This window comes from Mobilicoccus pelagius NBRC 104925, assembly GCF_000247995.1.
GTDB classification, from domain to species: Bacteria; Actinomycetota; Actinomycetes; order Actinomycetales; family Dermatophilaceae; genus Mobilicoccus; species Mobilicoccus pelagius.
Window position 1 is genome coordinate 65,845 of the sequence record NZ_BAFE01000007.1, and the last position, 25,577, is coordinate 91,421.

The 25,577-nt window shown below is 72.6% G+C and carries 21 protein-coding genes and 2 tRNA genes; 9 read left to right on the forward strand and 14 right to left on the reverse strand.

What is annotated here, in order from left to right; all coding sequences use genetic code 11:
* Window positions 1-3: 3 nt before the first annotated feature.
* Both MOPEL_RS01890 and MOPEL_RS01895 read right to left on the reverse strand, forming a co-directional pair.
* Window positions 4-2,388, reverse strand: coding sequence for an ATP-dependent DNA helicase RecG (locus tag MOPEL_RS01890; protein ID WP_009481158.1), 2,385 nt, complete (start codon window positions 2,386-2,388; stop codon window positions 4-6).
* Entirely contained in the window at window positions 2,388-4,382 is a 1,995-nt protein-coding gene (locus tag MOPEL_RS01895) for a DAK2 domain-containing protein (protein ID WP_009481159.1), read from the reverse strand. Before MOPEL_RS01895 ends, MOPEL_RS01890 begins: the two co-directional genes overlap by 1 nt.
* A 459-nt stretch (window positions 4,383-4,841) precedes the next feature.
* Here MOPEL_RS01895 and rpmB point away from each other — a divergent pair, with 459 nt between their 5' ends.
* A complete protein-coding gene (gene rpmB / locus MOPEL_RS01900) occupies window positions 4,842-5,039 on the forward strand; it encodes a 50S ribosomal protein L28 (RefSeq protein WP_009481160.1) in 198 nt (65 codons plus the stop codon).
* 431 nt (window positions 5,040-5,470) lie between these two features.
* Here the strand turns inward: rpmB and thiL are convergent, their stop codons facing one another.
* Window positions 5,471-6,442 carry a thiamine-phosphate kinase gene (gene thiL, locus MOPEL_RS01905; RefSeq protein WP_009481161.1) on the reverse strand — a complete coding sequence of 324 codons (972 nt, stop codon included), beginning with the start codon at window positions 6,440-6,442 and terminating at the stop codon, window positions 5,471-5,473.
* 170 nt (window positions 6,443-6,612) lie between these two features.
* Between thiL and MOPEL_RS01910 the strand changes: the two genes are divergently transcribed.
* Window positions 6,613-6,846 (forward strand): Lrp/AsnC family transcriptional regulator, encoded by a 234-nt coding sequence (locus MOPEL_RS01910; RefSeq protein WP_009481162.1) that lies wholly within the window; start codon window positions 6,613-6,615, stop codon window positions 6,844-6,846.
* Between the two features lies 1 nt (window position 6,847).
* The gene (locus MOPEL_RS01915; protein ID WP_009481163.1) at window positions 6,848-7,345 is read left to right on the forward strand and encodes a DUF3515 family protein; all 498 of its coding nucleotides are present in this window, start codon (window positions 6,848-6,850) and stop codon (window positions 7,343-7,345) included.
* A 39-nt stretch (window positions 7,346-7,384) separates the two neighbouring features.
* Here the strand turns inward: MOPEL_RS01915 and MOPEL_RS01920 are convergent, their stop codons facing one another.
* Window positions 7,385-8,500 (reverse strand): D-alanine--D-alanine ligase family protein, encoded by a 1,116-nt coding sequence (locus MOPEL_RS01920; protein ID WP_009481164.1) that lies wholly within the window; start codon window positions 8,498-8,500, stop codon window positions 7,385-7,387.
* A gap of 415 nt (window positions 8,501-8,915) precedes the next feature.
* Between MOPEL_RS01920 and MOPEL_RS01925 the strand changes: the two genes are divergently transcribed.
* Window positions 8,916-10,139 (forward strand): FUSC family protein, encoded by a 1,224-nt coding sequence (locus tag MOPEL_RS01925; RefSeq protein ID WP_009481166.1) that lies wholly within the window; start codon window positions 8,916-8,918, stop codon window positions 10,137-10,139.
* A gap of 147 nt (window positions 10,140-10,286) precedes the next feature.
* Here the strand turns inward: MOPEL_RS01925 and MOPEL_RS01930 are convergent, their stop codons facing one another.
* The 5 genes from MOPEL_RS01930 to leuC all read right to left on the reverse strand — a co-directional run bounded on the left by MOPEL_RS01930 (window position 10,287) and on the right by leuC (window position 15,139).
* Window positions 10,287-11,294, reverse strand: coding sequence for an NAD(P)H-dependent glycerol-3-phosphate dehydrogenase (locus MOPEL_RS01930; protein ID WP_009481167.1), 1,008 nt, complete (start codon window positions 11,292-11,294; stop codon window positions 10,287-10,289).
* Window positions 11,291-12,046, reverse strand: coding sequence for a lysophospholipid acyltransferase family protein (locus MOPEL_RS01935; protein ID WP_009481168.1), 756 nt, complete (start codon window positions 12,044-12,046; stop codon window positions 11,291-11,293). Before MOPEL_RS01935 ends, MOPEL_RS01930 begins: the two co-directional genes overlap by 4 nt.
* 196 nt (window positions 12,047-12,242) lie before the next feature.
* Window positions 12,243-12,650, reverse strand: coding sequence for an HU family DNA-binding protein (locus MOPEL_RS01940; protein WP_009481169.1), 408 nt, complete (start codon window positions 12,648-12,650; stop codon window positions 12,243-12,245).
* A gap of 481 nt (window positions 12,651-13,131) precedes the next feature.
* The gene (gene leuD, locus MOPEL_RS01945; RefSeq protein ID WP_009481170.1) at window positions 13,132-13,719 is read right to left on the reverse strand and encodes a 3-isopropylmalate dehydratase small subunit; all 588 of its coding nucleotides are present in this window, start codon (window positions 13,717-13,719) and stop codon (window positions 13,132-13,134) included.
* A gap of 28 nt (window positions 13,720-13,747) precedes the next feature.
* The gene (gene leuC / locus MOPEL_RS01950) at window positions 13,748-15,139 is read right to left on the reverse strand and encodes a 3-isopropylmalate dehydratase large subunit (RefSeq protein ID WP_009481171.1); all 1,392 of its coding nucleotides are present in this window, start codon (window positions 15,137-15,139) and stop codon (window positions 13,748-13,750) included.
* A gap of 117 nt (window positions 15,140-15,256) precedes the next feature.
* Here leuC and MOPEL_RS01955 point away from each other — a divergent pair, with 117 nt between their 5' ends.
* Complete coding sequence (locus MOPEL_RS01955; protein ID WP_009481172.1) at window positions 15,257-16,015, forward strand: IclR family transcriptional regulator; 759 nt, start codon at window positions 15,257-15,259, stop codon at window positions 16,013-16,015.
* A 271-nt stretch (window positions 16,016-16,286) separates the two neighbouring features.
* Complete coding sequence (locus MOPEL_RS01960; protein ID WP_009481173.1) at window positions 16,287-17,096, forward strand: alpha/beta fold hydrolase; 810 nt, start codon at window positions 16,287-16,289, stop codon at window positions 17,094-17,096.
* A 134-nt stretch (window positions 17,097-17,230) separates the two neighbouring features.
* Here the strand turns inward: MOPEL_RS01960 and MOPEL_RS01965 are convergent.
* Together MOPEL_RS01965 and MOPEL_RS01970 are read right to left on the reverse strand one after the other, a co-directional pair.
* Window positions 17,231-17,303, reverse strand: a tRNA-Glu gene (locus tag MOPEL_RS01965).
* A gap of 69 nt (window positions 17,304-17,372) precedes the next feature.
* Window positions 17,373-17,444: transfer RNA gene (locus tag MOPEL_RS01970), tRNA-Gln, on the reverse strand.
* 218 nt (window positions 17,445-17,662) lie between these two features.
* On the opposite strand from MOPEL_RS01970, the gene MOPEL_RS01975 reads away from it, so the two are divergent.
* Both MOPEL_RS01975 and MOPEL_RS01980 read left to right on the forward strand, forming a co-directional pair.
* A complete protein-coding gene (locus tag MOPEL_RS01975) occupies window positions 17,663-19,360 on the forward strand; it encodes a glutamine--tRNA ligase/YqeY domain fusion protein (RefSeq protein WP_009481174.1) in 1,698 nt (565 codons plus the stop codon).
* A gap of 98 nt (window positions 19,361-19,458) precedes the next feature.
* Entirely contained in the window at window positions 19,459-20,370 is a 912-nt protein-coding gene (locus MOPEL_RS01980) for an NAD-dependent protein deacetylase (protein WP_245544685.1), read from the forward strand.
* 279 nt (window positions 20,371-20,649) lie between these two features.
* Here MOPEL_RS01980 and MOPEL_RS01985 read toward each other — a convergent pair whose 3' ends face one another.
* Together MOPEL_RS01985 and MOPEL_RS18040 are read right to left on the reverse strand one after the other, a co-directional pair.
* Window positions 20,650-21,942, reverse strand: a complete 1,293-nt coding sequence (locus tag MOPEL_RS01985) for an L-cysteine desulfidase family protein (RefSeq protein WP_009481176.1) — start codon at window positions 21,940-21,942, stop codon at window positions 20,650-20,652.
* 62 nt (window positions 21,943-22,004) lie between these two features.
* Entirely contained in the window at window positions 22,005-22,298 is a 294-nt protein-coding gene (locus MOPEL_RS18040; protein WP_009481177.1) for an amino acid permease, read from the reverse strand.
* 540 nt (window positions 22,299-22,838) lie between these two features.
* Between MOPEL_RS18040 and MOPEL_RS01995 the strand changes: the two genes are divergently transcribed.
* Window positions 22,839-23,090 carry a PAS domain-containing protein gene (locus MOPEL_RS01995; protein ID WP_040632337.1) on the forward strand — a complete coding sequence of 84 codons (252 nt, stop codon included), beginning with the start codon at window positions 22,839-22,841 and terminating at the stop codon, window positions 23,088-23,090.
* Window positions 23,091-23,152: 62 nt separating this feature from the next.
* Here the strand turns inward: MOPEL_RS01995 and MOPEL_RS15605 are convergent, their stop codons facing one another.
* Window positions 23,153-25,501 (reverse strand): putative bifunctional diguanylate cyclase/phosphodiesterase, encoded by a 2,349-nt coding sequence (locus MOPEL_RS15605; RefSeq protein ID WP_009481179.1) that lies wholly within the window; start codon window positions 25,499-25,501, stop codon window positions 23,153-23,155.
* Window positions 25,502-25,577: the final 76 nt, after the last annotated feature.

The window sequence follows — 25,577 nt, forward strand, 5'->3', positions numbered from 1 at the left end:
TCCTTATCCGCGGGTGAGGAACTCGGCGGCCTCGTCGTCGACGGCGGCGAGCACCATGCGACGCAGGGCGGGATGTCCCTCGAGGACGGGGTCGGACGCGAGGAGGTCCGTCGCGTCCTGCCGGGCCGCGGCGATGATCTCCTCGTCGTAGACGAGACGCAACGCCCGCAGCCGGGTGCCGCCACCGCTCTGCCGGGCGCCGAGGACGTCGCCCTCACGACGTTCGTGGAGGTCGACGTCGGCGAGGGCGAACCCGTCGGTGAGCTCGGCGACGGCCTGCACCCGCCGCTGCGACGCCTCGTTCTGCGAGCGGGTGACGAGGAGGCAGAGCCCCGGCGCGCTCCCTCGGCCGACGCGTCCGCGCAGCTGGTGGAGCTGGGAGACGCCGAACCGGTCGGCATTCATCACGACCATGACGGTCGCGTTGGGTACGTCGACGCCGACCTCGACGACGGTCGTCGAGACGAGGACGTCGACGTCCCCGGCCGCGAAGGCCGTCATGATCGCGTCCTTCTCCTCGGCGGGCAGCCGGCCGTGGAGGACGCCGACGCGGATCCCGGCGAAGTCGGGGCGGGCGCGCAACTCGTCGGCGACGTCGCCGACGGCGGAGAGGTCGCTGATCGCGAGCTCGGGGAGGTGCGGCGTCGTGGGGGCGGTGAAGAGCGCGTCCTCGCTCTCCGGCGCGTCGGCGTCGAAGGCGCGCGGGTCGTCGGTCTCGCCGCGCTCCGCCTCGTCCTCCGGTGCGGACGGGACGAGGAGCTCGGTGTCGTCGGTGTCGTCGCCGTCGATGCGTGGGCAGACGACGTACGCCTGGTGGCCGGCCCGCACCTCCTCGGCGACGCGTTCCCAGGCCCGGTCGTACCAGCGGGGGTTGTCGACGACGTGCGTCGCGATGGGCGAACGCCCTCGCGGCAGCTGACGCATCGTCGTCACGTCCATGTCGCCGAACACCGTCATCGCGACGGTGCGCGGGATGGGCGTCGCGGTCATGACGAGGAGGTGCGGGCGGGCGCCGTCGCCGACCTTCTCGCTGAGCGCGTCCCGCTGCTCGACGCCGAACCGGTGCTGCTCGTCGACGACGACGAGCCCGAGGGAGTGGAACGCGACCTTGTCCTGCAGCAGGGCGTGGGTGCCGACGACGATGCCGGACTGCCCCGTGGCGATGTCGAGGAGGGCCTTCTTGCGGGCCGCCGTCGACATGCTGCCGGTGAGGAGCGTGACGCGCGTCCCCGTGAGGTCGCCGCCGAGGAGGCCGGCCTCGGCGAGGTCGCCGAGCATCGCGGTGATCGATCGGTGGTGCTGGGTGGCGAGGACCTCCGTGGGGGCCAGCAGAGCGCACTGGCCGCCACCGTCGACGACGGCGAGCATCGCCCGCAGCGCGACGAGCGTCTTACCGGAGCCGACCTCGCCCTGGAGGAGGCGGTTCATCGGTTGCTCGCGCGCGAGGTCGGCGGCGATCTGCTCCCCCGCCTCGCGCTGGGCCTCGGTGAGCTCGAACGGGAGCCGGTCGTCGAACCGGGCGAGGAGTCCGTCGGCGGGGGGCACCCGTGGTGCGGCGACGCCGGTGCGCGCCTCGCGGCGCCGTTCGGCGAGGACGACCTGGATGGCAAGGGCCTCGTCGTAGGCGAAGCGGCGACGGGCGCTCCCGAGGTCGGCCCGGGTGGCGGGCAGGTGCCGCAGCCGCATCGCCTCGGCGAACGTCGGCAGGCCCTGTGCGGCGCGGATCCCCTCGGGGAGCGGCTCGTCGATCTCGAGCGCGTCGACGACGAGGCGGGCGGCGTGTCCGACGCTCCACGAAGTCATCTTCTTGACCTGCCGGTACACGGGGATGATCTGCCGGTCGAGCCTCACCGCCGACGCCGGGGGGCGCTCGTCGAGGAGGTCGTAGAACGGATGGGCGATCTGCCACCGGCCGTTGAACTCGGTGACCGGCCCCTGGAACAGCCCCGCCGCCCCCTTGACGAGGCGGGTCTCGTGGCCGTAGGCGGTGAAGAAGACGATCGTGAGGTCGCCGTCGTCGGTGGCGACGGTGGCGGTGAGCATCCGCTGCCCGGAGCGGCGGCCCGCCCGCATCTGCTTGGTCGTCACCTGGGTGATCTCGCCGGGGACGACGAGGTATCGCCCTGGCCACAGCCCGCGCAACGACGTACTCACCTGGCCGAACCGGGTGGGGACGAACCACAGGAGATCCTCGACGGTCTCGATGCCGCGGGCCGAGGAGAGCGCGGAGCACGTGCGCTCGGCGAGCACCGACGTGAGACGCGTCGAGAGGTCGACGGGCCGCATGAGCGGTACCGGCTGCGGAAGGTCGACGCCCGGGATGTGCACCACGCCCGCGAGGGGGCCGTGGTCGCTCGTGTGTCCGACCTTGCCCGGCTTGCCCGTCATCACTCCACTCCGATCAAGAGGTCGTACACGGCCTGACCGCCGTCGAGGACGACGATCTCGGCCTCGTCGAGGACGCCGCCGAGGTCGTCGGCGACCTCGGCCCCGAGGCCGACGCGCCCCTGCCCCTCGACGATCGTGACGATCTCGGCGGGGATCTCGCCCGAGGCGTCGTCCCCCCGGAGGAGTCCGTGCACGAGGTCGACGGCGACGGCGCGGGCGTCGGAGCCCACCGTCGTCACCGTGTCCTCGACGACACCGAGGACGTCACCGGGACGACAGGGGCCGGCATCGGTCTCGCCGGACGACGTGGCGGTGGCGACGAACCCGCACCGCACGGCCGCGGCCGCCTCGGCCATGCCCGCGACGGAGTCGGGGTCGTCGAGGTCGGCGACGGCGAGGGCGGCGAGGCCCTGGACGAGGTGCGCGGCCGGCACGACGACGAGATCGATCCCGTCCTCGGCGGCGATCTCGGCCGCCGCCGACGCGGCGAGGACGGCGTCCCCGTCGTCGGGGAGGACGGCGACGCGCCCCGCTCCCGTGCGGCGTGCGGCCTCGACGAACTGGGAGGGGGTGACCCGGCGGCCGGGGGCGTCGGCGAGGACGACGGCCCCGTGCGCCCGGACGAGGGGTTCGAGGTGCGGCGCCTGGACGCACGCGACGACGCCGAGCGCCCGGGGGGCGGGCACGTCGGAGACGTGCGCCGCCGGCTCACGCGCGGCGGAGGAGGCGGGGACGTCGCCGTCGAGGAGGAGCGGGGGGGACGTCGGGCCCGCCGGGCCCGTCTTCGTCGGCGCCGACCCGTACTCCCCGCGGTCGGACGACGCGGAGCCTCCCCCGGCCGAGGGACGCGACGGAGACGCGCACCGGAGGGAGACGTCGCCGCCGGACCGGCGCCCGTCACCGTCCCCCACCTCGGGTCGTGCCGTGTCGTCATCGGAGACGCGGGAGGGGGTGGCCTCCCGCAACGACGTGATGCGTACTGCGTAAGGGCGCCCGGCGTCCATGCCCGCCTCGACGGCGAGCCCCGGCTCGTCGGTGTGGACGTGGACCGTGCGCAGGGCGGCGTCGCCGGCGACGAGCACGCTGTCGCCGATCTCCCCGAGTCGTGACCGGAGGCGTTCGGCCGCGCGGTCGGCGAGACCGTCGAGGAGGTACATCACCTCGTAGGCGGGGGCCACCTCCTCCGGCGTGCACGGGGCTCCGGTGCCCTCGCTCCACGGCAGCAGGGCGGTATCGGCGTCGTCGGTGCCGTCGGGTGACCCCGCGACCACGGCGCGCAACGCCTCGAGGACGACGACGAACCCGGCACCCCCGGCGTCGACGACACCGGCGCGGGCGAGGGCCTCGAGCTGGCCCGGGGTACGGGCGAGGGCCGCACGAGCGGCGTCGCACGCGGTCGCGACGACGTCCGCGAGGGACGTCGTGCCCGCGGCGACGGCGGACGACGCGGCCTCCGCCGACGCACGGGCGACGGTGAGAATCGTGCCCTCGACAGGGTGGGCGACGGCACGACGGGCGCGACGATCGGCCTCCTCGAGCACCGCCGCGAGGAGGGGCCCGTCGATGCCCGAGTCGTCGACACCGGGCGAGGACGCGACGGCCGCGGCGAGCCCGGCGAGGAGTTGACTGAGGATGACGCCGGAGTTGCCCCGGGCGGCGAACAGCGTCGCGCGGGCCAACAGGGCGGTCCCCTCGACGACGCCGGGCGCGCCCTCGCCCTCGTGCGCCTTCACGAGGAGGGCGTCGAGGAATGCCCGGAGCCCGGCGTGGAGGGTGAGGTGGAGGTTGGTGCCCGTGTCCCCGTCGGGGACGGGGAACACGTTGAGGGCGTCGACGGCCGCACGGTGACGACCGAGATCCTCCCGCGCCCGGAACAGCCAGCGGCGCAGCGCAGCGGCGTCGAGGATCTCGAGAGGCCCGGGCCGTGCGGCGTCGTGGGCGGGGGCGTCGTCGGGGACGCCCTGGGTGCCGTGGGTGACGGGGATCTCGGTCACGGCCCCATCCTCACATCCACCTCCGACACCCCATCCCTCCCGGGCCGGGTGATTCCCCCTCGGCCGGGTCGTACCGCCGTCGGGACGGTCTCGACGGTCGGGTCCTGAGAGCGGGGTCGCCCGACCTGCGACGACGTCTCACGGACGCGCGCGAAGCCACGTCGAGACCGTCCTCGGGGCGTGTCGACGGCCGGCTCGATCCCAGGCTCGCCGGGTGATGTCCCTCCCCCACGGCCGCCACGGGGCGCCCCGGCCCACACGGGGTTCCGGAGGAGAGAGGATCGGGGGTTCACCTCACCAAGCCTGCGTGGCCGACCGGCGCATTTGGGCGGCCCGTGGCCCGTGGCGTACGCTGGGCCGGTTATCACCGACCGATGCGTCGCCGCCCCGTGCCCACGGCACGGTGCAGGGTGACCCCGGTCGGGTCAACCGTTCATCGTGAATCACCAGGAGTGACCTGTGGCTGCCACCTGCGACGTCTGCGGCAAGGGACCGACCTTCGGTCACAACATCTCGCACTCGCACCGGCGCACCAACCGTCGTTGGACGCCGAACATCCAGAAGGTGCGTGCCTTCGTGGGTGCCGAGGGCAAGACCCCCAAGCGTCTCAACGTGTGCGCCTCGTGCATCAAGGCCGGTAAGGTCACCACGCGCTGACGCGAGCGAGTCGAGTCCTCGACCTCCGGGTCGAGGATCACGCTCACGACATCCGGCGTCGGACCCCTCCCCCAGGGAGAGTGGTTCCGGCGCCCTTTGTCGTCCCCGGACGCCGTCCACGCCGCACGCCCCCCTCGCCGCAACCGTGCGGTCGTCGTGCCCACCTCCTCGTCGCGCCCACACCGCCCCTGCCCCGGAGCGGTCGCCCCGGCGCGAGCAGAGCCCCCACGACATGGGCGCACGTGGGCGCGCTGACCCGCACCGTAGTCCTCACGTGCCGATCGCCCACGCCCTCGTCGCCCTCGTGTGACGCGTGCGCGGCGGATTGTCCGTGAGGCGTCCGCCGTCGGCCGGTGACGCGATCGTTCCGTCGCTCCTCGGCCCTCCCCGCGCCCCGGCCCCGAGCCTGGAGAACCCCCGGTGACGGAGGGTCACCTCGACGCGTCGAAGTGGTCCCATCCGCCGCCGGATCGGGGGGTACCGTCGACGAGCATGCCGCCGCGCGTGTCGCCCGCGTCCTCGACGCGTCCGATCACCCGCCAGCCCTGCGGCAGGGATTCCTCGTCGGCGAACGTCGCGAGGAGCGAGTGCTCCTCCCCGCCGGTGAGGATGCAGTCGAGCGCAGCCTCCTCCCCCACGACCGCCGCCAGGGCGGCGACGTCGTCGTGGAGGAGATCGGTCGTGAGAGCGAGGACGACCCCGCTCGCCCGGGCGATGCGCCCCGCGTCGCGGACGAGGCCGTCGGAGAGGTCGATCATCGCGTGGGCGCCGTGGCGGGCGGCTGCGGGCCCCTGCGCGAGCGGCGGCGCCGGGCGCAGGTGCGCCTGCACGAGGTCGGGCGCGACCGCTCCTCGCTCCTCGCGGAGGAGTGCCCACCCTGCGGCGGACCGGCCGAGGGTCCCGGCGACGGCGACGACGTCGCCGACGCGGGCGCCGCTGCGGAGCACGGGGCGTCGTCCCTCCATCGAGCCGAACGCGGTGACGCTCACCATGACGGTGCCGGCGTCGGCGCCGGAGAGATCGCCGCCCACGGCGCTCGTCCCGGCGGCGCGGGCGGCGCACCCGATGCCACGGGCGAGATCCTCACACCACGAGACGGGCGTCCGCGGGTCGGCGGCGAGGGTGAGGAGCAGCCCCGTCGGCACCCCGCCCATCGCGGCGATATCGGCGAGGTTCTGCGCAACGGTCTTGTGACCGACGTCCTCGCCGGTCGACCACTCGTCGATCCAGTCGTGGCCGCGCACCATGGCGTCGGTCGTCGCGAGGTAGCGGCCGTCGCCGGCGGTGAGCCAGGCGGTGTCGTCGCCCGGCCCGACGAGGACGCGGGCGTCGGGGCCCTGCAGGAGGGGGACGATGCGGGCGAGGAGCTCCTCCTCGGTGACGTCGGCGAGATGAAGGGTCACGTGGCTCTCCTGAGGTGGCGGGGCGGCGGGGTGACGATCCGTGGCGGACGCTCCGACCTCACGGATCGAGATGGTCGGGCCGGTGTCGCACCCTCGAGGGCACGGTACCGTCGGATGACGGGCGGGGCCCATCCTCGGGTTTCGCCGTCGCCCCAGAGCAGGAGGCACCCATGGTCCAGGCCTACGTCCTCATCCAGACCGAGGTCGGCAAGTCGAGTTCGGTGGCGGAGGCGATCCGTGGTCTCGCGGGCGTCGTGGCCACCGACGAGGTCACCGGCCCCTACGACCTCGTCGCCAAGCTCCAGGCGGAGAGCGTCGAGCAGCTCGGGTCGCTCGTGCTCGCCAAGGTGCAGGACGTGCCGGGCATCACCCGCACGCTCACGTGCACCGTCGTCCACGGCTGAGGTGACCCACCCGATCACGTGTCGCACGCCACGCGTTCGCCGCCTGCCGCACCTACTGCGTGCGCGGGCGGCCGTCGGCGTCGCCGCCGTCCTCCTGCTCGGTGCCTGCGGCTCGGCCGTCGAGGTGGCACCGCCCGCCGCGGCGGACGATCCCGCCTGCGCGGCGATCACGTGGCCCGGACAGGTCGCGCAGCGGCCTCGCACCTCGACGTCCCCGGACTCCCCCGCCACGGCCGCCTGGGCCTCGCGGGGCGCGCCTGCGATCGTCGCACGCTGCGGGGTGCCGGTGCCGGGCCCGACGCGGGACGAGTGCCTCGGCGTCGACGGCGTGGACTGGGTCGCGCGGCGGCTCGAGGACGGGATGAGCTTCACGACGTACGGCCGCACCCCGGCGATCGAGGTCCTCGTGCCGAGCGCGTACGCGCCGGAGCCGCTCGTGCTCTCCTCCTTCGCCTCCGCCGCGCAGACGGGTCGACCCACGGGTCACCGCTGCCGGTGAGGTCCCGCGATGCCCGCGCCCCCGCCGGCCGACGGAGCGTCAGCGCAGGCCGACGCGGCGGGTGAGGGCGAGGTCGATGAGCTCGGTGATGAGGTCCCGGTAGGTCATACCGCTGGCGAGCCACATCTGCGGGTACATCGAGTGGGGGGTGAAGCCCGGCATCGTGTTGATCTCGTTGACGACGACGTCGCCTTCGGGCGTGTAGAAGAAGTCGACGCGGGCGAGGCCCTCGCATCCGGCCGCCTCGAACGCCTCGGCGGCCATCGTGCGGATGCGGTCGGCGTCCCCCTGCGGCAGTTCGGCCGGGCAGGAGAGGACGACGTCCTTCTCGTCGAGGTACTTGGCGTCGAAATCGTAGAAGCCGTGTTCGGAGTCGACGACGATCTCGCCGAGGAGGCTCGTGCGGGGCGCGTCGTGGCCGCGTCCCTGGAGGACTCCGCACTCGATCTCGCGCCCGACGATGCCCTGCTCGACGACGACCTTGGGGTCGTGGGCGCGGGCGGCCTCGACGGCGGCGGGGAGTTCCTCACGGGAGTGGACGCGGGTGATGCCGACGCTCGAGCCGGCCCGGGCGGGCTTGACGAAGAGGGGGAAGGTGAGGGCGCAGGCGGCGTCGATGGCGGCCTGCGGGTCGGTGCACCACTGCCGATCGGTGATCGTGACGAACGGCCCGATCGGCAGGCCGTGACTCGCGAAGACGCCCTTCATCGCGTGCTTGTCCATCATCGTCGCGGAGGCGAGTACGCCGCAGCCGACGTAGGGGATGTCGGCAAGCTCGAGCATGCCCTGGAGCGTGCCGTCCTCGCCGAACGGGCCGTGGAGCAGCGGGAACACGACGTCGACGTCGCCGAGGGCCGTGGCCCCCTGGGCGCCGCGGACGTCGACGACGGTGCGGTTGTCGGTGGCGAGCGGGAGGCGGAGGTCACCTTCACCGGTGACCTCGGGCGTGTGGCCGGGCGCGAGGGCGAGGGCCGTGAGGTCCGCGCCGCCGAGGACCCAGCGTCCGTCGCGGGCGATGCCGATGGGGACGACGTCGAACCGGTCGGTGTCGATCGCCGACATGACCCCGGCCGCGGTGGCGCAGGAGACGGCGTGTTCGGAGGATCGGCCGCCGTACACGAGGGCGACGCGGGTCTTGGGCTGCGGGGTGCTCATCGTTTCCGACATTACCGCCAGGACGGGCCGATCCGTTCCTGCACCGTCGGGGCCCACCCTGCGGCGTCCGGATGCCCCGCCTTCGCCGCCCAGCCTCCGCGGGTGGGCCCCGACGATTCCTCGTGCAGGGCCTGCGTGCCGGGCGCCCTCCGGCCGCCACCACCGGCGCGGTTCCCGCCCACTGTCATGCCCCTCCTCGACGCACCACACCGGGCAGCGACGCCCGGGTGCCTGCCGGCGTCCACCGACACCCTCACGACGGATCCCGCCCGGCGGTGCGGTCGGCGGCTGCGGCAGGCCCGACTGTTTCAATGGAGGGGTGGATCGCACACGGGTCGAAGTCGAGCCGGAGGGGCCATGGTCGCCGCTCCGGTCCGTGGGACGTCGTGTGCCCCGCCCCCTCCGCCGAGGATCGGTGCGATTCCTCGACTGGGCGTGGCCCGGGCATCCGACGCGGTGGCGTGACCTCCCGCGACGCCTGCGCCCGAGGCTCGTCGAGATCGCCCGACTCACCTCTGCCTCAGTCGTCGCGTTCGTCCTCGTCTACGGCCTCACCGGCCAGCGGCAGGACCTCACGGGCGCCCTCACCGCGATGCTCGTCGTGCAGGCGAGCACGTATTCGACGATCAAGATGGGCATCGTGCGCGTCGGCGCCGTGCTCACCGGTGTCCTCGTCGCCGTCCTCCTCACGAACTGGTTCGGTCTGAGCTGGTGGTCGCTCGGTGCGGCGGTGGCGATGTCGCTCACGATCGCCCGGGTCCTGCGCCTCGGCGACCAGATGCTCGAGGCGCCGATCTCGGCGATGCTCATCCTCGCGGTCCACGGCTCCGGCGTCGCAGTGCAGACGCGGGTCGTCTCGACGCTCATCGGCGCCGCGGTGGGGATGACCTTCGGGCTGCTCCTCGCACCGGCGGTACCCGCCCGCAAGGCGGCGATCGAAGTGCGTCGTGCCGCCGACGAGGTGGGTGGGCTCCTCCGCGCGTCGGCGCAGTCGATGCGCGACCGTCAGGTCGTCCGCAGCGACGTCGAGGGGTGGCTCGACGGCACCCGCCAGATCGGTGGCCAGGTCGCCGTCGCCTCGGCGCGCGTCTCGGAGGTCAAGGACAGTCGTCGCCTCAACGTGTGGGCTCTCGGCACGAGCAGCGGGGAGGCGACGCTGCGTGCGGGGCTCGACACGGTCGACGGGGTGCTGCGTGCCGTCGCCGCGCTCTACACCGTCATGGCGCGTGAGCTGCCACGCGACGGCACCGCGGAGGACCCCTTCGACGAGGCGATCCGGCCTGCGTTCGCCGTCGTCCTCGACACGATGGCCGAGTCCGTCCACGCCTTCGGCATGTTGCTCGAGACGGAGTTCGAGGGCGACCCGGCCGAGGTCGAGGAGCACTTCACCCGCACCCTCGACAACCTGCGCGAGAGCCGCGCGATCCTCACCGAGCTCATGCTCGTCGACCCGGCCGCGGGCACGGAGCAGTGGATGCTGCGCGGGTCGGTCCTCTCGGCCGTCGAGCAGACCCTCGACCAGCTCGACGTGCTCGAGCGGGTGCGGCAGGACCGCGAGGAGCGCCTCCGCCGCCCGGGGCTCGTCGCGGTGCTCGGCTCGGCCGACCTGCGCCCCCGCCCGTTCGCCGACACGGAGTGAGGCGGCGGCACCGAAGCGGTGCGTTCCCGACGACGCCCCCGTGAGGCGACGCCGTCGCAGGAGGTGCGCCGGCAGTGCCCGTCGACGACGCGGCCGCCGTGGCCTGCGAGGCCACCCGATTGTCGACCAGATCACGGCGACCTGCCGTCAGGCCTTCTCGGGCTTGCGCTGCCGACGCATGAGCGCGTCGACGATGAGTTCCGGCCGCTGCCCGTCGGCGACCATCGCGACGACGGACTCGACGATCGGCACCTCGACCCCCGCCTCGCGGGCGAGGGCGAGGATCGATTCGCACGAGGTGACACCCTCGGCCGTCTGGCCGATGGAGGCGACGACCGACTCGACGGTGCCGCCGCGGCCGAGTCCGACGCCGACGCGGTGGTTGCGGGAGAGCGGCGACATGCACGTCGCGATGAGGTCACCCACCCCGGCGAGGCCGGAGAACGTCGCCGGGTCGGCGCCGAGCGCGACGCCGAGCCGCACCGTCTCGGCGAGGCCGCGGGTGATGACGCTCGCCTTGGAGTTGTCGCCGAGGCCGAGTCCCTCGGCCGCGCCGACCGCGAGCGCGATGACGTTCTTCGTCGCGCCGGCGATCTCGCACCCGGTGACGTCGGTCGAGGTGTAGGGGCGGAACCAGGGCGAGGCGCACGCGGCGGCGACGAGGTCGGCGGTGTCCGGGTCGAAGGCGGCGACGACGCCCGCGGCGGGCTGCCGTTCGGCGATCTCCCGGGCGAGGTTGGGGCCGGAGACGACCGCGAGGCGCTCCGGCGCCACACCGGTGGCCTGGAGGATCACCTCGCTCATGCGGCATCCCGTGCCGAGCTCGATGCCCTTGGCGAGGGAGACGAGGGTGGCACGTTCGGGCAGCCGCGGGGCCCACTCGGCGAGCCCGGCGCGGAGCTTCTGCGCGGGGATCGCGAGGACGACGAGGTCGGCCTCCTCGAGGGCCTCGTCGACGTCGGCGGTGGCGTGGACCTCGTCGGGGAGGTCGATCTCGGGCAGGTAGTCGCCGTTGCGCCGAGTCTCCGTGATGCGCGTGGCGAGCTCGGGACGACGTGCCCAGAGACGGACGTCGAGACCGGCGTCGGCGAGGACGAGGGAGAAGGCGGTTCCCCAGCTTCCGGCCCCGACGACGGTGGCGCGTTCGGCGATCATGGCTGCTCCTCGAGGTGGGCGGGGACGCGGCGACCGAGCGCGGGATCCCACCGCCCGGACGGTGGTGTCTCCCCGCGGATCTCGGCGACGAGTCCGGTGATCGCGTCCATGACGCGATCACCGGCGGCGACGAGATCGTCGCGGGTGACGGTACCCGCCGCGAGATCCGCGAGGTCGACCGGTGGCCCGACGCGCATGTGTATCGTCTTGCGTGGCCAGGGCCGCAGCCGGGTGGAGCCGCGGGGCACGAGCTCCTGTGCGCCCCACTGGCCGAGGGGCACGAGGGGGCACCCGGTCGCGAGGGCGATGCGGACGACCCCGCTCTTGGCACGCATGGGCCAGAGGTCGGGGTCCTTGGTGATGGTGGCCTCAGGCATGACGACGATCGTCCTGCCGGCGCGGACGGCGGCGCAGGCCTCGGCGTAGGCGCTCGCAGCGCGTCCGGTGCCGCGATGGACGGGCACCTGCCCGGTGGCGGCGAACCATCGGCCGAGCACCGGGATCCGGAACAGGGAGTCCTTGGCGAGGAAGAACGGCGGGTGCCCGTTGTCGAGGAGGAACTGCGCCACCGCGAACGGGTCGGCGTAGGAGATGTGGTTGGCGGCGACGACGCAGCCACCGCTCGGGAGGTGCTCCATCCCCTGCCAGTCCGCGCGGGTGATCGCGCGCACCGTCCCGAGGACGCTCGCCGTCGCCGACCGGTACGCGAAGGATCGTTCGATCCCGGGCTGGAGCACCTTGGAGAACGCCACACCGTCCCTCTCGACTCGTCGCCGCGGCGCCGGGCCACGGTGGTTCGTCGGACATCCTCGCCGGAGCCGGGGGCTGTGTCGAGGATCACGCCCCGACGATGTCGAGGGCGTGTTCCATCAGGGCGCGGCCGGACACGACGACGCCCCACCCACCGGGTGAGGGGACCGGTGGGCGGGGCATGCGGGTCGTCGGGGTTCAGGCGGTCTTGCGAGCGCCCTTGCCCTTCTTGCCCTTGGACGCGGCGATCGCCACCTCCGCCTTCGCGCGGACCTCGGCAGCGGTCCCCGCGGCGGCACGAGCGGCGGCCGGGCCGGACTTCGGCAGGGTCGCCGGCTCGGCGACGTACAGCTTGAACGCCGTGCCGGGCCGGAACTTCGGCACGGCCGTCGACTCGATGCGCACCGACTCGCCGGTGCGCGGGTTGCGACCCGTGCGGGCCGCGCGGTCGACACGCTCGAAGGTTCCGAAGCCGGTGATCCCGACCTTCCCTCCGTGAGCGACCTCACGGATGATGACGTCGAAGATCGCCTCGATGGCGTCCGAGGCGGCCTTGCGCCCCCCCAGACGCGACTCGAGCGCGTCGACCAGATCAGCCTTGTTCATTGCTCTCCCTCCAGAGACGGGTGGCTCGCGATGCGGGCCGGTTTGAGCCGTGGCAAGAGGCTCAAGACCCCTCCACGTCCGTGTGCAAGGCCCGGTGTCCTCGGGCCGTCCAGATGCAGTGCTCGCGAACGCGCCCGACAGGGAGCGGTCACGGTGGGACGGGCTGCCCCACGACCACTTATCGGCACGAAGTCACCACGCCCGCAGGGGAACCGGCCGCACCCCCGTCGGACACCCCTGCGACGCGGACCGATTCGGGCATGAATCACCAGGTCAGAGGGTGCGCCGGCAGAGATACGTCGGGGTCCCCCGCGGGCCGTCCTCGGGCCGAAAACGGGGTGCCGACAGGGCGACAGCGCGACAGGGGGACCTCCGGACGTCCGATCCGGGGAGGGCACGAGGAACGCCCGGTCGGTGGATCCGGCCGGGCGTTCGTCGGGGCGGGCGACGCCCCTGGGGGCGTCTCGTCGAAGGGAGGGGGTCAGCGCGTCGTGGGCTTGAACGACGGGCGTGCGTCCTCGTAGGCGGCGATGTCGGCGTCGTGGGTGAGAGTGACGTCGACGTCGTCGAGGCCGTTGAGCAGGCGGTACCGCTGGTAGTCGTCGACCTCGAACGGCACGACGGTCTGCCGACACGTGATCGTGCGGTTCTCGAGGTCGACGGTCACGGGCGTGCCGGGTTCCTCCTCGAGCATCTTCTGGAGCTGCTCGACGTCCCCGGGTTCGCAGCGGGCCGTGAGGAGCCCGGCCTTGCCGGAGTTGCCGCGGAAGATGTCGGCGAAGCGCGACGAGATCACGACGCGGAACCCGTAGTCGAGCAGTGCCCACACGGCGTGCTCGCGGGAGGAGCCGGTGCCGAAGTCGGGACCGGCGACGAGGACGCTGCCGCCCGCGTACTCGGGGCGATTGAGGACGAAGTCGGGCTCGGCCCGCCAGCCGGCGAAGAGACCGTCCTCGAACCCCGTGCGCGTCACCCGCTTGAGGTAGACGGCGGGGATGATCTGGTCGGTGTCGACGTCGCTGCGACGCAGGGGGACGCCGACGCCGGTGTGCACCGTGAACTTCTCCATCAGAGATCTCCTGGGGCTCGCGCGGCGGTCAGAGGTCGGCGGGCGCGGCGAGGCGCCCACGCACCGCGGTGGCGGCGGCGACGGCGGGGCTGACGAGGTGGGTCCGTCCGCCCTTGCCCTGACGGCCCTCGAAGTTGCGGTTGCTCGTCGAGGCGCACCGCTCCCCCGGGGCGAGCTTGTCGGGGTTCATCGCGAGACACATCGAGCAGCCGGGGAGGCGCCATTCGGCACCGGCGGCGGTGACGACGGCGTCGAGGCCCTCCTGCTCGGCCTGGGCGGCGACCTGTCCGGAGCCGGGCACGACGAGCATCCGCACCCCGTCGGCGACGCGGCGTCCACGAAGAACGTCGGCGACCGCGCGGAGGTCCTCGATGCGACCGTTCGTGCACGAGCCGACGAAGACGGTGTCGACCTCGACGTCGCGCAGGGGGGTGCCGGGCGTCAGGCCCATGTAGTCGAGGGCGCTGCGGGTCGCCGTGCGCTCGGCCTCGTCGGCGACGGTCTCGGGGTCGGGGACGGAGGCCCCGAGGGGCGCCCCCTGGCCGGGGTTCGTGCCCCATGTGACGAACGGGGTGAGTTCGGACGCGTCGAGGTGGACCTCGGAGTCGAACGTCGCGTCGTCGTCGGTGCGGAGGGTCTTCCAGTACTCGACGGCGGCGTCCCAGTCGGCGCCCTTCGGCGCGTGCGGGCGGCCCTTCAGGTAGGCGAACGTCGTCTCGTCGGGGGCGATCATCCCCGCGCGGGCACCGGCCTCGATAGACATGTTGCACATCGTCATCCGCGCCTCCATCGACAACGCCTCGACGGCGCTGCCGCGGTACTCGATGACGTGGCCCTGCCCGCCGCCGGTGCCGATCTTTGCGATGACGGCGAGGATGACGTCCTTGCTCGTCACGCCGGGCGGGATCTCCCCGTCGATCGTCACCGACATCGTGCGGAACGGCTTGAGCGGCAGGGTCTGCGTCGCCATGACGTGCTCGACCTCGCTCGTGCCGATGCCGAACGCGAGGGCGCCGAATGCGCCGTGGGTGGAGGTGTGGGAGTCGCCGCAGACGACCGTCATGCCGGGCTGGGTGAGGCCGAGCTCGGGGCCGATGATGTGGACGATGCCCTGCTGGGCGTCGCCCATCGGGTGCAGTCGGACGCCGAACTCCTCGCAGTTGCGGCGCAGGGTCTCGACCTGGGTGCGGCTCGTCTCGTCGGTGATCGGGCCGGGCAGGGTGGGGACGTTGTGGTCCTCGGTCGCGATGGTGAGGTCGGGGCGTCGGAGACGTCGTCCCGCGAGCCGCAGGCCGTCGAACGCCTGCGGGCTCGTCACCTCGTGGACGAGGTGGAGGTCGATGTAGAGCAGGTCGGGTTCGCCGTCGGCGGACCGCACGACGTGGTCGCGCCAGACCTTCTCGGCCAGGGTGCCGCTCATGGTGCTCCTTCACATGCTCGCTGCCGGGCGGGTGGGTGCCAGGCTAGGTCGAGGGTCGGAGAAGTTCAGGATGTGAGGCACTTGCGTCTCATGGGTCGAGACGGCAGGATGGCGTCCATGGAGAAGTCCAGTGGTGTCGGAGTCCTCGACAAGGCCGCTCTCGTCCTCGGTGCTCTCGAGGCCGGTCCGGCGACGCTCGCCCAGCTCGTCGCGAGCACGGGCCTCGCACGCCCGACGGCGCACCGCCTCGCCGTGGCGCTCGAGCACCACCGGCTCGTCTCCCGCGACATGCAGGGGCGGTTCATCCTCGGCCCGCGCCTCGGTGAACTTGCCTCGGCCGCCGGTGAGGACCGTCTCCTCGCCGCGGCCGGCGCCGTGCTCGGCGCGCTGAGGGACCACACCCACGAGAGTGCCCAGCTCTTCCGCCGCCAGGGCGACATGCGAATCTGCGTCGCCGCGGCCGAGCGCCCGATGGGCCTGCGCGACTCGATCCCGGTCGGCGCGACCCTGTCGATGCTCGCCGGCTCCGCCGCGCAGGTGCTCCTCGCCTGGGAGGAGCCCGACCGTCTCCACCGCGGCCTCCAGGGTGCCGAGTTCACCGCGACGACCCTCTCGGGCGTCCGCCGCCGCGGATGGGCGCAGAGCGTCGGCGAGCGCGAGCCGGGCGTCGCCTCGGTGAGCGCCCCGGTGCGCAACCCGGCCGGTCGTGTCATCGCCGCCGTGTCGATCTCCGGCCCCATCGAGCGGGTCTCCCGCCAGCCCGGCCGTCTGCACGCCGCCACGGTCGTCGCCGGCGCGAACAAGCTCACCGAGGTCCTGCAGCGGGCGCACGCCGCCCAGCAGGGTACGACCTCCGACCCCCGCCACTCGGTCTGATCGCAGGCCCCAGACACCCGTGCCTCTCGGCGCCGGAGCCGCCCCTGTGCGGCGCTGCCCGGCCCGCCCCTACCGGTGCCGCCCGGCCGGGAATGCGATCACCGAGGTCGGGGCGGAGACGCCCTCTCGACGTCTCTGCAGGTCAGGCCGTCGGCGCCCTCGGCCCCCGAGGTCGTGCGCGCCGTCGGTGATTGCAGTCCGGGCCCGCGGGCGTCGTGTCGCCCGGTCGGCGCCGGGTCGGCGCGACGCCGCGGCAGCCTACGATCCGCACATGGAACGCCTCGTCACCTGCCCGAACGGCACGACGCTGTGCATCGACGAGCGAGGTGACGAGGACGGCCCTCTCGTCGTCCAGCTCGAGGGGCACTCCGCCCAACTCGTCTCGACGCCGGAGTCCTTCTGCGACCGTCTCGCCGGGCGGGGATTCCGCATCGTCCGCGTCGACAGCCGCGACGTGGGTCGTTCGAGCCGCTTCGACGGGGTCGAGTACACGCTGGCGGACATGGTCGAGGACGTCCACGGGCTCCTCCAGACGCTCGGCCGTCCCGCGGTCGTCTGCGGCCGGTCGATGGGTGGCGCGATCGCGCAGCTCCTCGCCCTCACCCACCCCGACGACGTGCGCGGCCTCGGCCTGTTCTTCACGTTCGCCAAGGAGACCGTCGGTCCTCCACCCGCTCCCGTCACGCCCGCGCCGTTCACGGATCTGCCGACGTATCTCGACTGGGAGCGGCGGGCGTTGCCGACGATCGCCGGGCCGCGGTTCCCCTTCTCCCCCGAGTACGTGACGTGGCACGCGGAGACGACGTGGCGACGGGGCGTCTCGTGGGCCGGCATGGAACGGCAGCGTCGGGCGATGGGTCTCCAGGATCCCTGGGCGGATCGGCTGGGCCGTCTCGACGTCCCGGTCGTCGTCGTCCACGGCACGGACGACCCCGTGGTCCCCGTCGCGGCCGCACACCGCCTCGGTGAATTCGTCTCCCATGCCGACGTGCGCCTCGTCGTGGGGCTCGGACATCAGCAGCCCGAGGAGCTCGACGACGTGTTCGTCGCCGCGACGCGCGACGCCTGCCGCGACCTCTGACCCTCCCGGCGGCCGGCGCCACCCATCGCCCCTCACCCACACGACTGCGGGGGCACGATGTGGCGGTGTCGAACGGGAAGAAGCCCCCGGACACGACGAAAGCCCGCCTCCGAGGAGACGGGCTTTCGGTCTTGTAGCCCCGACCGGATTCGAACCGGCGCTACCGCCTTGAGAGGGCGGCGTGCTAGGCCACTACACAACGGGGCCGTCGAACTGCTGGTGAAGACTATCTGAACGATAGTCCTCGTCCAAATCGAGGCGAACCTCGTTTCGGAGCTGGGGTACCAGGACTCGAACCTAGACTAACTGAACCAGAATCAGTCGTGCTGCCAATTACACCATACCCCATGGGGTATCCCAGGCCCGTTCGCCGCCCGTTGCCGGGTGCGCGGCGTGCCCGCGATCACGAGGAGAAACTGTACCGGTTCATCGCCGGGCAACCCAAATCCGTACCCTCATGGAACACGGGCATCGCCCTCGCCGGGCCTTTCCCCGTGAACCGTCCCACCTCCATCGCCGTCACGGCGAGCGGTCGGCGAGGCGGCACCCACGGTAGAGTCGAACCCATGACCGAGGCCGCATCCCCTGCCCCCACCAGCGACTTCGTGCGCGACGAGATCCGCGCCGACATCGAGGCCGGTACCTACGGCGGGCGGGTTCAGACCCGGTTCCCCCCGGAGCCCAACGGCTACCTCCACATCGGTCACGCCAAGGCGATCTGCGTCGACTTCGGCATCGCCCGCGACTTCCACGGGTCGTGCAACCTCCGCCTCGACGACACGAACCCGGACGTCGAGGACGTCGAGTTCGTCGACTCCATCCAGGAGGACATCGCGTGGCTCGGCTTCGAGCCCGCCTCCGTGCTCTTCGCCTCGGACTACTTCGAGCAGCTGTACGCGTGGGCCGAGTGGATGGTCGAGCAGGGCAAGGCGTACGTCGACGAGCAGGACGGCGAGACGATCTCGGCGCAGCGCGGCGGCTACGGCAAGCCGGGCGTCGAGTCGCCGTTCCGCGACCGCCCCGCCGAGGAGAGCCTCGCCGAGTTCCGCAGGATGCGCGCCGGGGAGTACCCCGACGGCTCGCGGGTGCTGCGGGCGCGGATCGACATGCAGAACGAGAACATGCAGCTGCGCGACCCGGTGATGTACCGCATCCGCCGCAGCCACCACCACCGTACGGGCGACACCTGGTGCATCTACCCCACCTACGACTGGGCGCACGGTCAGTCCGACGCGATCGAGGGCGTCACGCACTCCCTCTGCACGCTCGAGTTCCGCAGCAACCGGCCGCTCTACGACTGGTACCTCGCGCAGCTCCCCCTCGAGACGACCGCGCCGAAGCAGCGGGAGTTCGCGCGGCTGGAGCTCACACACACGGTGACGAGCAAGCGTCGTCTCAAGTCCCTCGTCGAGGACGGTGTCGTCGACGGGTGGGACGACCCGCGCATGCCCACGATCTCGGGCCTGCGTCGTCGGGGCTACCCGCCGACCGCGATCCGGGAGTTCTGCTCCTACATCGGTCTCACGAAGACGAACAGCCGTCACGACATCGAGCTCCTCGGGAGCTTCGTGCGCACGCACCTCAACCGCACGAGTCAGCGCCGCATGGCCGTCCTGCGGCCGCTCGAGGTCGTCATCGACAACTGGCCGACGAACGAGGACGGCACGCCGACGGTCGACCACTTCGACGTCGTCAACAACCCGGAGAACCCCGAGAACGGCATGCGCAGCGTCCCGTTCACGGGCCGGCTGTTCATCGAGCGGGACGACTTCGCCGAGGTCCCGCCGCCGAAGTTCTTCCGCCTCTCCCCCGGCCGTGAGGTGCGCCTCCGCGGCGCATACCTCGTCACGTGCACCGGTGTCGACAAGGACGAGGCCGGTGAGGTGACGCGGGTCCACGTGACGATGGATCCGGAGTCCCGCGGCGGCGCCGCGCCCGACGGCCGCAAGGTCAAGTCGACGATGCACTGGGTGTCGGCGGACCACGCGATCGACGCGCAGGTGGCCCTCTACGAACGGCTGTTCACCGCGCCCGTGCCCGGTGAGCGCACCGGCGACCCGATGGACGACCTCAACGCCGACAGTCGCGAACTCCTCTCCGCCAAGGTCGAGCCGGCCCTCGCCGACACCGCGCCGGGCGAGGTCGTGCAGTTCGAGCGGCTCGGCTACTTCGCGCACGACCCGCGCACGCCGATGCTGTTCCACCGCACGGTGGGCCTGCGCGACGAGTGGGCGAACATCCAGAAGCGCGCGAAGAAGGGCTGACAGACCGCCCGCGTCACGGCGACGCACGCCGCACCGACCGGCGCCACACCGACGACCGGCCCGCCGCGCGGCGGGCCGGTCGCGGCATACTCGGCGGCGTGAACGCACCGCACACCGACCTGGACGTCCTCCACGAGATCGCCGACCTCGTCGCCGGCGGGCGGGTGTGCGTCCTCACCGGCGCGGGCATGAGCACCGAGTCGGGCATCCCCGACTACCGCGGCCCCGACGGGCAGCGGCGGGTGCAGCCGATGACGTATCAGGAGTTCACGGCCGGGCCCGACTCGCGCCGCCGCTACTGGTCGCGGGCGCACGTGGGCTGGCAGCGGTTCGCCGCGTCGCGCCCCAACGCCGGGCACCGCGTGGTCGCCGCGCTGCAGCGCCACGGGTTCGCGGACTCGATCATCACGCAGAACGTCGACGGGCTGCACCAGCGGGCGGGCGCCGCCGACGTGCTCGAACTGCACGGCACGCTCTCGCTCGTGCGCTGCCTGACCTGTGAGAACCGCATCCCGCGCGAGGACATGGAGGCGCGGCTCGCGCGGCTCAACCCCGGGTTCGCCGAGCGGGTGCGCACCGGCGAGATCCGCCCCGACGGCGACGTCACCCTGGCGGACGCGGACGTCGCGTCGTTCGTCCTCGCGACGTGCGAGCGCTGCGGCGCCGACACCCTCAAACCCGACGTCGTGTACTTCGGCGAGAACGTGCCCAAGGACCGCGTGGCCCGCGCGTACGAGGCCGTCGACGCCTCGCAGACGCTCCTCGTGCTGGGGTCGAGCCTCAAGGTGATGAGCGGTTACCGGTTCGTGCGGCACTCCCACAAGGCGGGGCGGCCCGTCGCGATCGTCACGCGCGGACGCACCCGCGGCGACGCCGAGGCGACCCACCGCCTCGACGCCGGACTCGGCGAGACCCTCGTCGCGCTCGCCCGCACACTCGGCCTGGAGGAGGACTTCGGGCCGGTCGTCGACGGCGAGTACGCCACCGGCCTGCCTCTCGGCCTCACCTGAGACGGCTCGACCCACCTCGCTGGGTCGAACCGCCGTTCATCGGGTATCGACCCGCCGAACCGACCCGGCCGTGCGACCGCTGCGTGCCCTCCCGGCTGGGTTCGTGTCCGAGGCCGAGGAACGCACGACGAACCCGGGAGAGGTGGGCGCCGTCGCCGCCATGGGCGCCGGTTGCGCGGACCTGCCGCTCCGACACGGGCGGGGCGATCCACTGCCGCGCCCCGGGCGGGAACCTCGTAGGTGTGGGCACTCTCCGCGCGTCGTGAACGCGCGGAGGCGTCAGGCGTTCTTGCTCCGCATGATCGCGAGGACCTCGCGGTCGGTGCCCGTCATGCCGTCGCGGACGAGGCGGCCGATGAACCGGGCCGTCTCGTCGGCGTCGCGGCCGGCGATGCCCTCGTCGTACGGCATGCGGGAGCCCGCCATCGCCGAGACGACCGCCCGGTAGGCCGAGCCCACCGACGAGGAGACCTTGTTGGCGCAGCCCGTGCCCGCGCCGTCGCACAGCATGCCCATGACGTCGGCGGCCATGAGGCGGATCGCCGCATCGGCCGTCTCGAGGTTGCCGTCGAGCAGCCACGACATGCCCACGGCCGCGCCCATGCCGGCCGTCGTCGTGGCGCACAGCCCCGACAGGACGGGCAGGTGGGCGTGCAGGTACAGGGCCGCGAGGTGCGACATCGCGATCGCCCGGGTGCGCTGCTCCGGGGTGGCGTGGACGTGGTCGGCGACGACGCACACCGGCACCGTCACGGTGATGCCCTGGTTGCCGGAGCCGGCGTTGGTCATGGCGGGCAGCGGCGCCCCACCCATGCGGGCGTCGGACGCGGCCGCGGTGAGGGCCACCATGCGGTTCGCCAGGTCGTCCGAGGCGAGGCCCTTGTCGACCGCGACGAGCAGGTTGCGCCCCAACGCCAGGCCGTACTCCCCCGATCGGCCCGCCTCGACGAGCGCCATGTTGAGCCGGTCGGCCTCGTCGGCGACGGACAGCTCGGCCAGGTCGGCGGTGAGGGCCGTCTCCACCACCTCGGCGAGCGAGGACGACGTGAGCAGCTCGACGTGGGGGTCGATCGTGTCGGGCGGCGGCAGCGGGCGTTCCAGCAGGGCGACCCCGTCGCGTTCGATCACGACGACGTCGGTGTGGCCACCGACGATGCACACGCGGGCGGAGTGCTCGTCGCCGAACACGCGGGCCTCGGCCCACAGGATGTACGGCTCCTCGGCCAGGCCCACCCGCACGTCGCGCGCGTCGACCATCTCACGGGCCCGCGCCGCCGCACCCGCGTCGAGGTCGGCGAGGACGCCGAGCCCGGCGTCCGGGTCTCCGCCCAGGGCACCGGCCGCGGCCGCGATCGCGAGGCCGCGACGCCCCGTGCCGGGGACGGCGACGCCCATGCCGTTCTTGAGGACGTTGGCCGACAGGCGCGCCTCGATGCGGCGCACCGGTTCACCCAGTCGGCGCGCGGCCTCCGCCGCGGCGAGGGCCAGGGCGACGGGCTCGGTACAGCCCGTCGCGGGGCGCACGCCCGCGTTCAGGGCGGCCAGCAGCTGTGCTCGACGTTCGTTGTTCACGACGGACATCCTTAGAGATCAGGAGAAGACGAGGAACGGGGAGACCACCGACAACAGGCCGGTCACGAGAGGTACCCGAGGTCGGGGAACGCGCCGATGTTCCTGATGTCCCATTGCCCCACCATGAGGAACCCGAGCAGCGCCACCACGGCGAGCTTCGTGAGCACCATGCCCGTCGAGATACGGAAGAGAATCCTTTCGGCGCGCGAGGCGAGCAGCACCAGCGCGCAGATGACGGCGAGGCCGTAGAACGGGTTGTCCGACCAGACGGCCTCGGTCACGCCGAAGGAAGGAAAGAACGAGGCGCTGTCGTTGGTGATCGCCGTGGAGTACACGAACACCCAGATGGTGGGCATGACGAAGTAGCAACCCGAGGAAGAATCCCCAGTTCTTGCCAAGGTGTCCGGCGATGACGCCCGGGTGGTCCTTGCACTCGGGCGGCTCGGCGAGCGTGTCGATGAACAACCGCTGGAAGAGGTACATCGCAGGGTGGGCGATGACCGCGGACACGAGGAACACCCAGAGACCGACGAGCCCGACCTCGACGGGCAGGAAGACGATCCCCGCCCCGATCGCCATGCCGACGCTCATGATGATCCAACCCCAGTCCGTGGAGCCGAAGCGGGTCGCGATCTTCCATTCCTCCTCGGACATGCGGGCGTGCTCGGCGCGGCTCCGCCCGCGCCGTTCGAGCTCCTGGGGGGCCTCGACCGTGCGGCAGCGACGGGTCGTGTGCTCATCAGTGCTCCTCCGAGAGGGGATCCCGGCGCCCCATTGAAGAACCCTCTCACCATGAGAATCTCGTGTCATCCATTTACTCCTACACGGGACCGACGCCGGACGGCAGGGGCGACGGCCGACACCACGCACCGGCCCCCGAAGACGAGGCCGACCCCATGCTCGAACGGTACGTATCCCTGGTCGCCTTCCTGGGTGAGGCTCTCGGCCCCCGATGCGAGGTCGTCCTTCATGATCTGGCCGACCCGGAGCACTCCCTCCTCGAGGGCAGCATCGCCGCGGTGGCCCAACGTCTGTCGGTGTCCGAACCGACCGTCTACCGGTACCTCACCAAGTGCCGGAGGAGCTCGGGGGCGCCGCCCGGGGGATCCGAGGCGCCCTCCGTCGCCGCCTCGCCGTCCGAGCGGTGAACAGCCCGTCGTGGGCGGCTGGCTGCGTGGATCCGTGATCGGGCTCCGGTGGGCCCCGTCGCTCAATCGCCCCGTCGCCCCGTGGCGGTGACCGCGTCCTTCCCCGCGGTCACGCCCGCCACCGCACGGACGGAGGCGATTCCCTGGGCCTCGGCGTCGGCGGCGGCGAGGATCTGCGCGGCGGGCGTCGGCCTGCCGAACAACCATCCCTGCACCGCGGGGCAGCCGAGCTGCGCGAGGAGCTCCGCCTGTTCCTCCGTCTCCACGCCCTCGGCGACGATCCCGCCGATGTGGAAGCTCCGGACGAGGTGGAGCACCGCCCGGATCTGCCCCGCCGCGTCGCGGTCCTCCCCGAGCCGCGAGACAAGGGAGCGGTCGATCTTCACGCATGACAGCGGCAGCCGCCGCAGGGTCGTGAAGGACGCGTAACCCGTGCCGAAGTCGTCGAGGGCGAGACCGAACCCGTCGGCGCGGAAGGCCTCGAGGGTCGCGATCGGTGGGGAGTCCTCGTCGACGAGGAGCGACTCGGTGATCTCGAGCTGCACCGCCGACGCGGGCACGCCGCAGACGGACACTGCCTCGAGCACCGAGGCCCGGAACCCCGTCTGGTGGAGCTGGGCCGGTGACACGTTGATCGACACGGAGACGTCGTCACCGAGCCGTGCGCGGAGCAGGGCGAACTCGGCGAGCGCCCGCCGCAGGATCGTGTCACCGAGGTCGCAGATGAGGCCGGTCTCCTCGGCGAGCGGGACGAACTCGGCGGGGGTGAGGACACCCAGCTCCGGGTCCTCCCAGCGGGCGAGCGCCTCCCATCCGCGGAGCCGGGAGAAGCGCGGCCCCGTGTGGATCGGTTGGAACGCGACCGAGAGCCGATCCTCGGCGATGGCGGCACGAAGCGCTTCGGCCATCGCCGACCGATGTCGCAGCCTCGCGTCGAGTTCGTCGTCGTAGACGACGCACCGGTCCTTTGCCCGGGACTTCGCCTCGACGAGGGCGGCATCGGCCTGCTGCAGCACCGTCTCGACGCCGCCGCCGGGCACGATCTCGCCCACCGCGACACCGGCCGCCGTCGAGATCTCCTCGACGTGCCGCGACGAGACGGGCACCGGAGTCGCGACGGCCTCGTGCACCCGACCGACGAGACGACGGACCGAGGCGTCGTCGCCGACCGTCCTGACGACGACGAACTCGTCGCCGCCGTACCGCGCCACCATGCCGTCCCCACCGAACGCCCGGTCGAGTGCCCGGGCGAGGCCTCGGAGCAGCCGGTCCCCCTCCCGATGTCCCCACGTGTCGTTGAACCGTTGGAACCCGTCGACGTCGACGACGACGGCCGCCAGGCGGAGGCCCGGCGCGAGGTGTCGGTCTGCGACACGGGTGAACGCCTCGTGGAACGCCGTGCGGTTGAGCAGGCCCGTGACGGGGTCATGCGTCGTCCGATGACGACTCCTCGCCTCCGCGATCGACGCCTGCGACAACGACATCATCACGCGACCGAACAGGGTGAGGAGCAGGACCGCCACGAGCAGGGACCGCACCAGCTCGTAGGTGTCGGTGTGGCCGGGAACCATGAGCGAGACGATCGCGAGCACCACCCCGAGGAGGACGAACACGGCACGCGTGGGCCCGGATGCGATCCCCGGACACGGCCTCGCCGGAACGGCCCCCGACCGGCGCACCGACGGGTGAGTCACCGCCACGGCGAGCATCATGTAGCTCGTCATGTAGCCCAACCACAGCCAGCTCTGGCCGTGCTCTCGGCCCTGCGCCTCCATGACGAAGAATGCGGCGTCGAGGAAGGTCTGGAACGACACCGCGCCGAGAACCCATCTCCAGGCAGGCAGCTGGGGCTCCACTCGCATCGTGACGTAGACGGCCTGGGAGACGGCCACGACGTCGATGAGGGGAAACACGACGTTCATCGCGGACACGCCGGCCACGTCGCGGTCGACGACCCCTGCGCACGTCCACAGGACGAGGAACATGCCGACCGTCGCCGCGAGGGTGTCGACGCAGGAGCGCAGCGCCACGGCCCTGCCGTTGACGCCGGCGTTGAGGAGCACCAGCCAGCCCATGAACGCGATGTATCCGACCAGGAAGAGGAGGTTCGACACGAGCGACCACCGCGCCGACTCGGGCCCCACGAACATGGCGACGACCGCAGGCAGGAACAGTGCCTGCGACAGCGTGAGCAATCCCCAGATCCGACGCGGGCGCGCCCCCAGGACGTGCGGCCACACGCCCACGACGACGAGACAACCGCCGGCGGTGAGGGTGAGGAGTGCCGCGCCCCAGCCGGCCGGATCACGGGCATAGGCCCAGGACGTGAGCCCGGTGACGCACACGGGCACCGCGATGCGGATGGCGTTCACGCCCGGCGTGCGGGCGCGAGGGCTCTCCCGCAGCTCCATGTCCGTATCCTCCTCCTTCCTCATGTCGACCCGGGGCCGCGCATCCTGAGACGGATCGTCCCGTCGACGAGGTCGT

Excerpts from the sequence above, each read along its gene's own strand:
- MOPEL_RS01910 (WP_009481162.1), top strand. The coding sequence starts at position 6,613 with ATGGTCCAGGCCTACGTCCTCATCCAGACCGAGGTCGGCAAGTCGAGT.
- MOPEL_RS01955 (WP_009481172.1), top strand. The coding sequence starts at position 15,257 with ATGGAGAAGTCCAGTGGTGTCGGAGTCCTCGACAAGGCCGCTCTCGTC.
- MOPEL_RS01995 (WP_040632337.1), top strand. The coding sequence starts at position 22,839 with ATGCTCGAACGGTACGTATCCCTGGTCGCCTTCCTGGGTGAGGCTCTC.
- leuD (WP_009481170.1), bottom strand. The coding sequence starts at position 13,719 with ATGGAGAAGTTCACGGTGCACACCGGCGTCGGCGTCCCCCTGCGTCGC.
- MOPEL_RS15605 (WP_009481179.1), bottom strand. The coding sequence starts at position 25,501 with ATGGAGCTGCGGGAGAGCCCTCGCGCCCGCACGCCGGGCGTGAACGCC.
- MOPEL_RS18040 (WP_009481177.1), bottom strand. The coding sequence starts at position 22,298 with ATGCCCACCATCTGGGTGTTCGTGTACTCCACGGCGATCACCAACGAC.
- MOPEL_RS01960 (WP_009481173.1), top strand. The coding sequence starts at position 16,287 with ATGGAACGCCTCGTCACCTGCCCGAACGGCACGACGCTGTGCATCGAC.
- leuC (WP_009481171.1), bottom strand. The coding sequence starts at position 15,139 with ATGAGCGGCACCCTGGCCGAGAAGGTCTGGCGCGACCACGTCGTGCGG.
- MOPEL_RS01975 (WP_009481174.1), top strand. The coding sequence starts at position 17,663 with ATGACCGAGGCCGCATCCCCTGCCCCCACCAGCGACTTCGTGCGCGAC.
- MOPEL_RS01930 (WP_009481167.1), bottom strand. The coding sequence starts at position 11,294 with ATGATCGCCGAACGCGCCACCGTCGTCGGGGCCGGAAGCTGGGGAACC.
- MOPEL_RS01890 (WP_009481158.1), bottom strand. The coding sequence starts at position 2,388 with ATGACGGGCAAGCCGGGCAAGGTCGGACACACGAGCGACCACGGCCCC.
- MOPEL_RS01940 (WP_009481169.1), bottom strand. The coding sequence starts at position 12,650 with ATGAACAAGGCTGATCTGGTCGACGCGCTCGAGTCGCGTCTGGGGGGG.
- MOPEL_RS01920 (WP_009481164.1), bottom strand. The coding sequence starts at position 8,500 with ATGAGCACCCCGCAGCCCAAGACCCGCGTCGCCCTCGTGTACGGCGGC.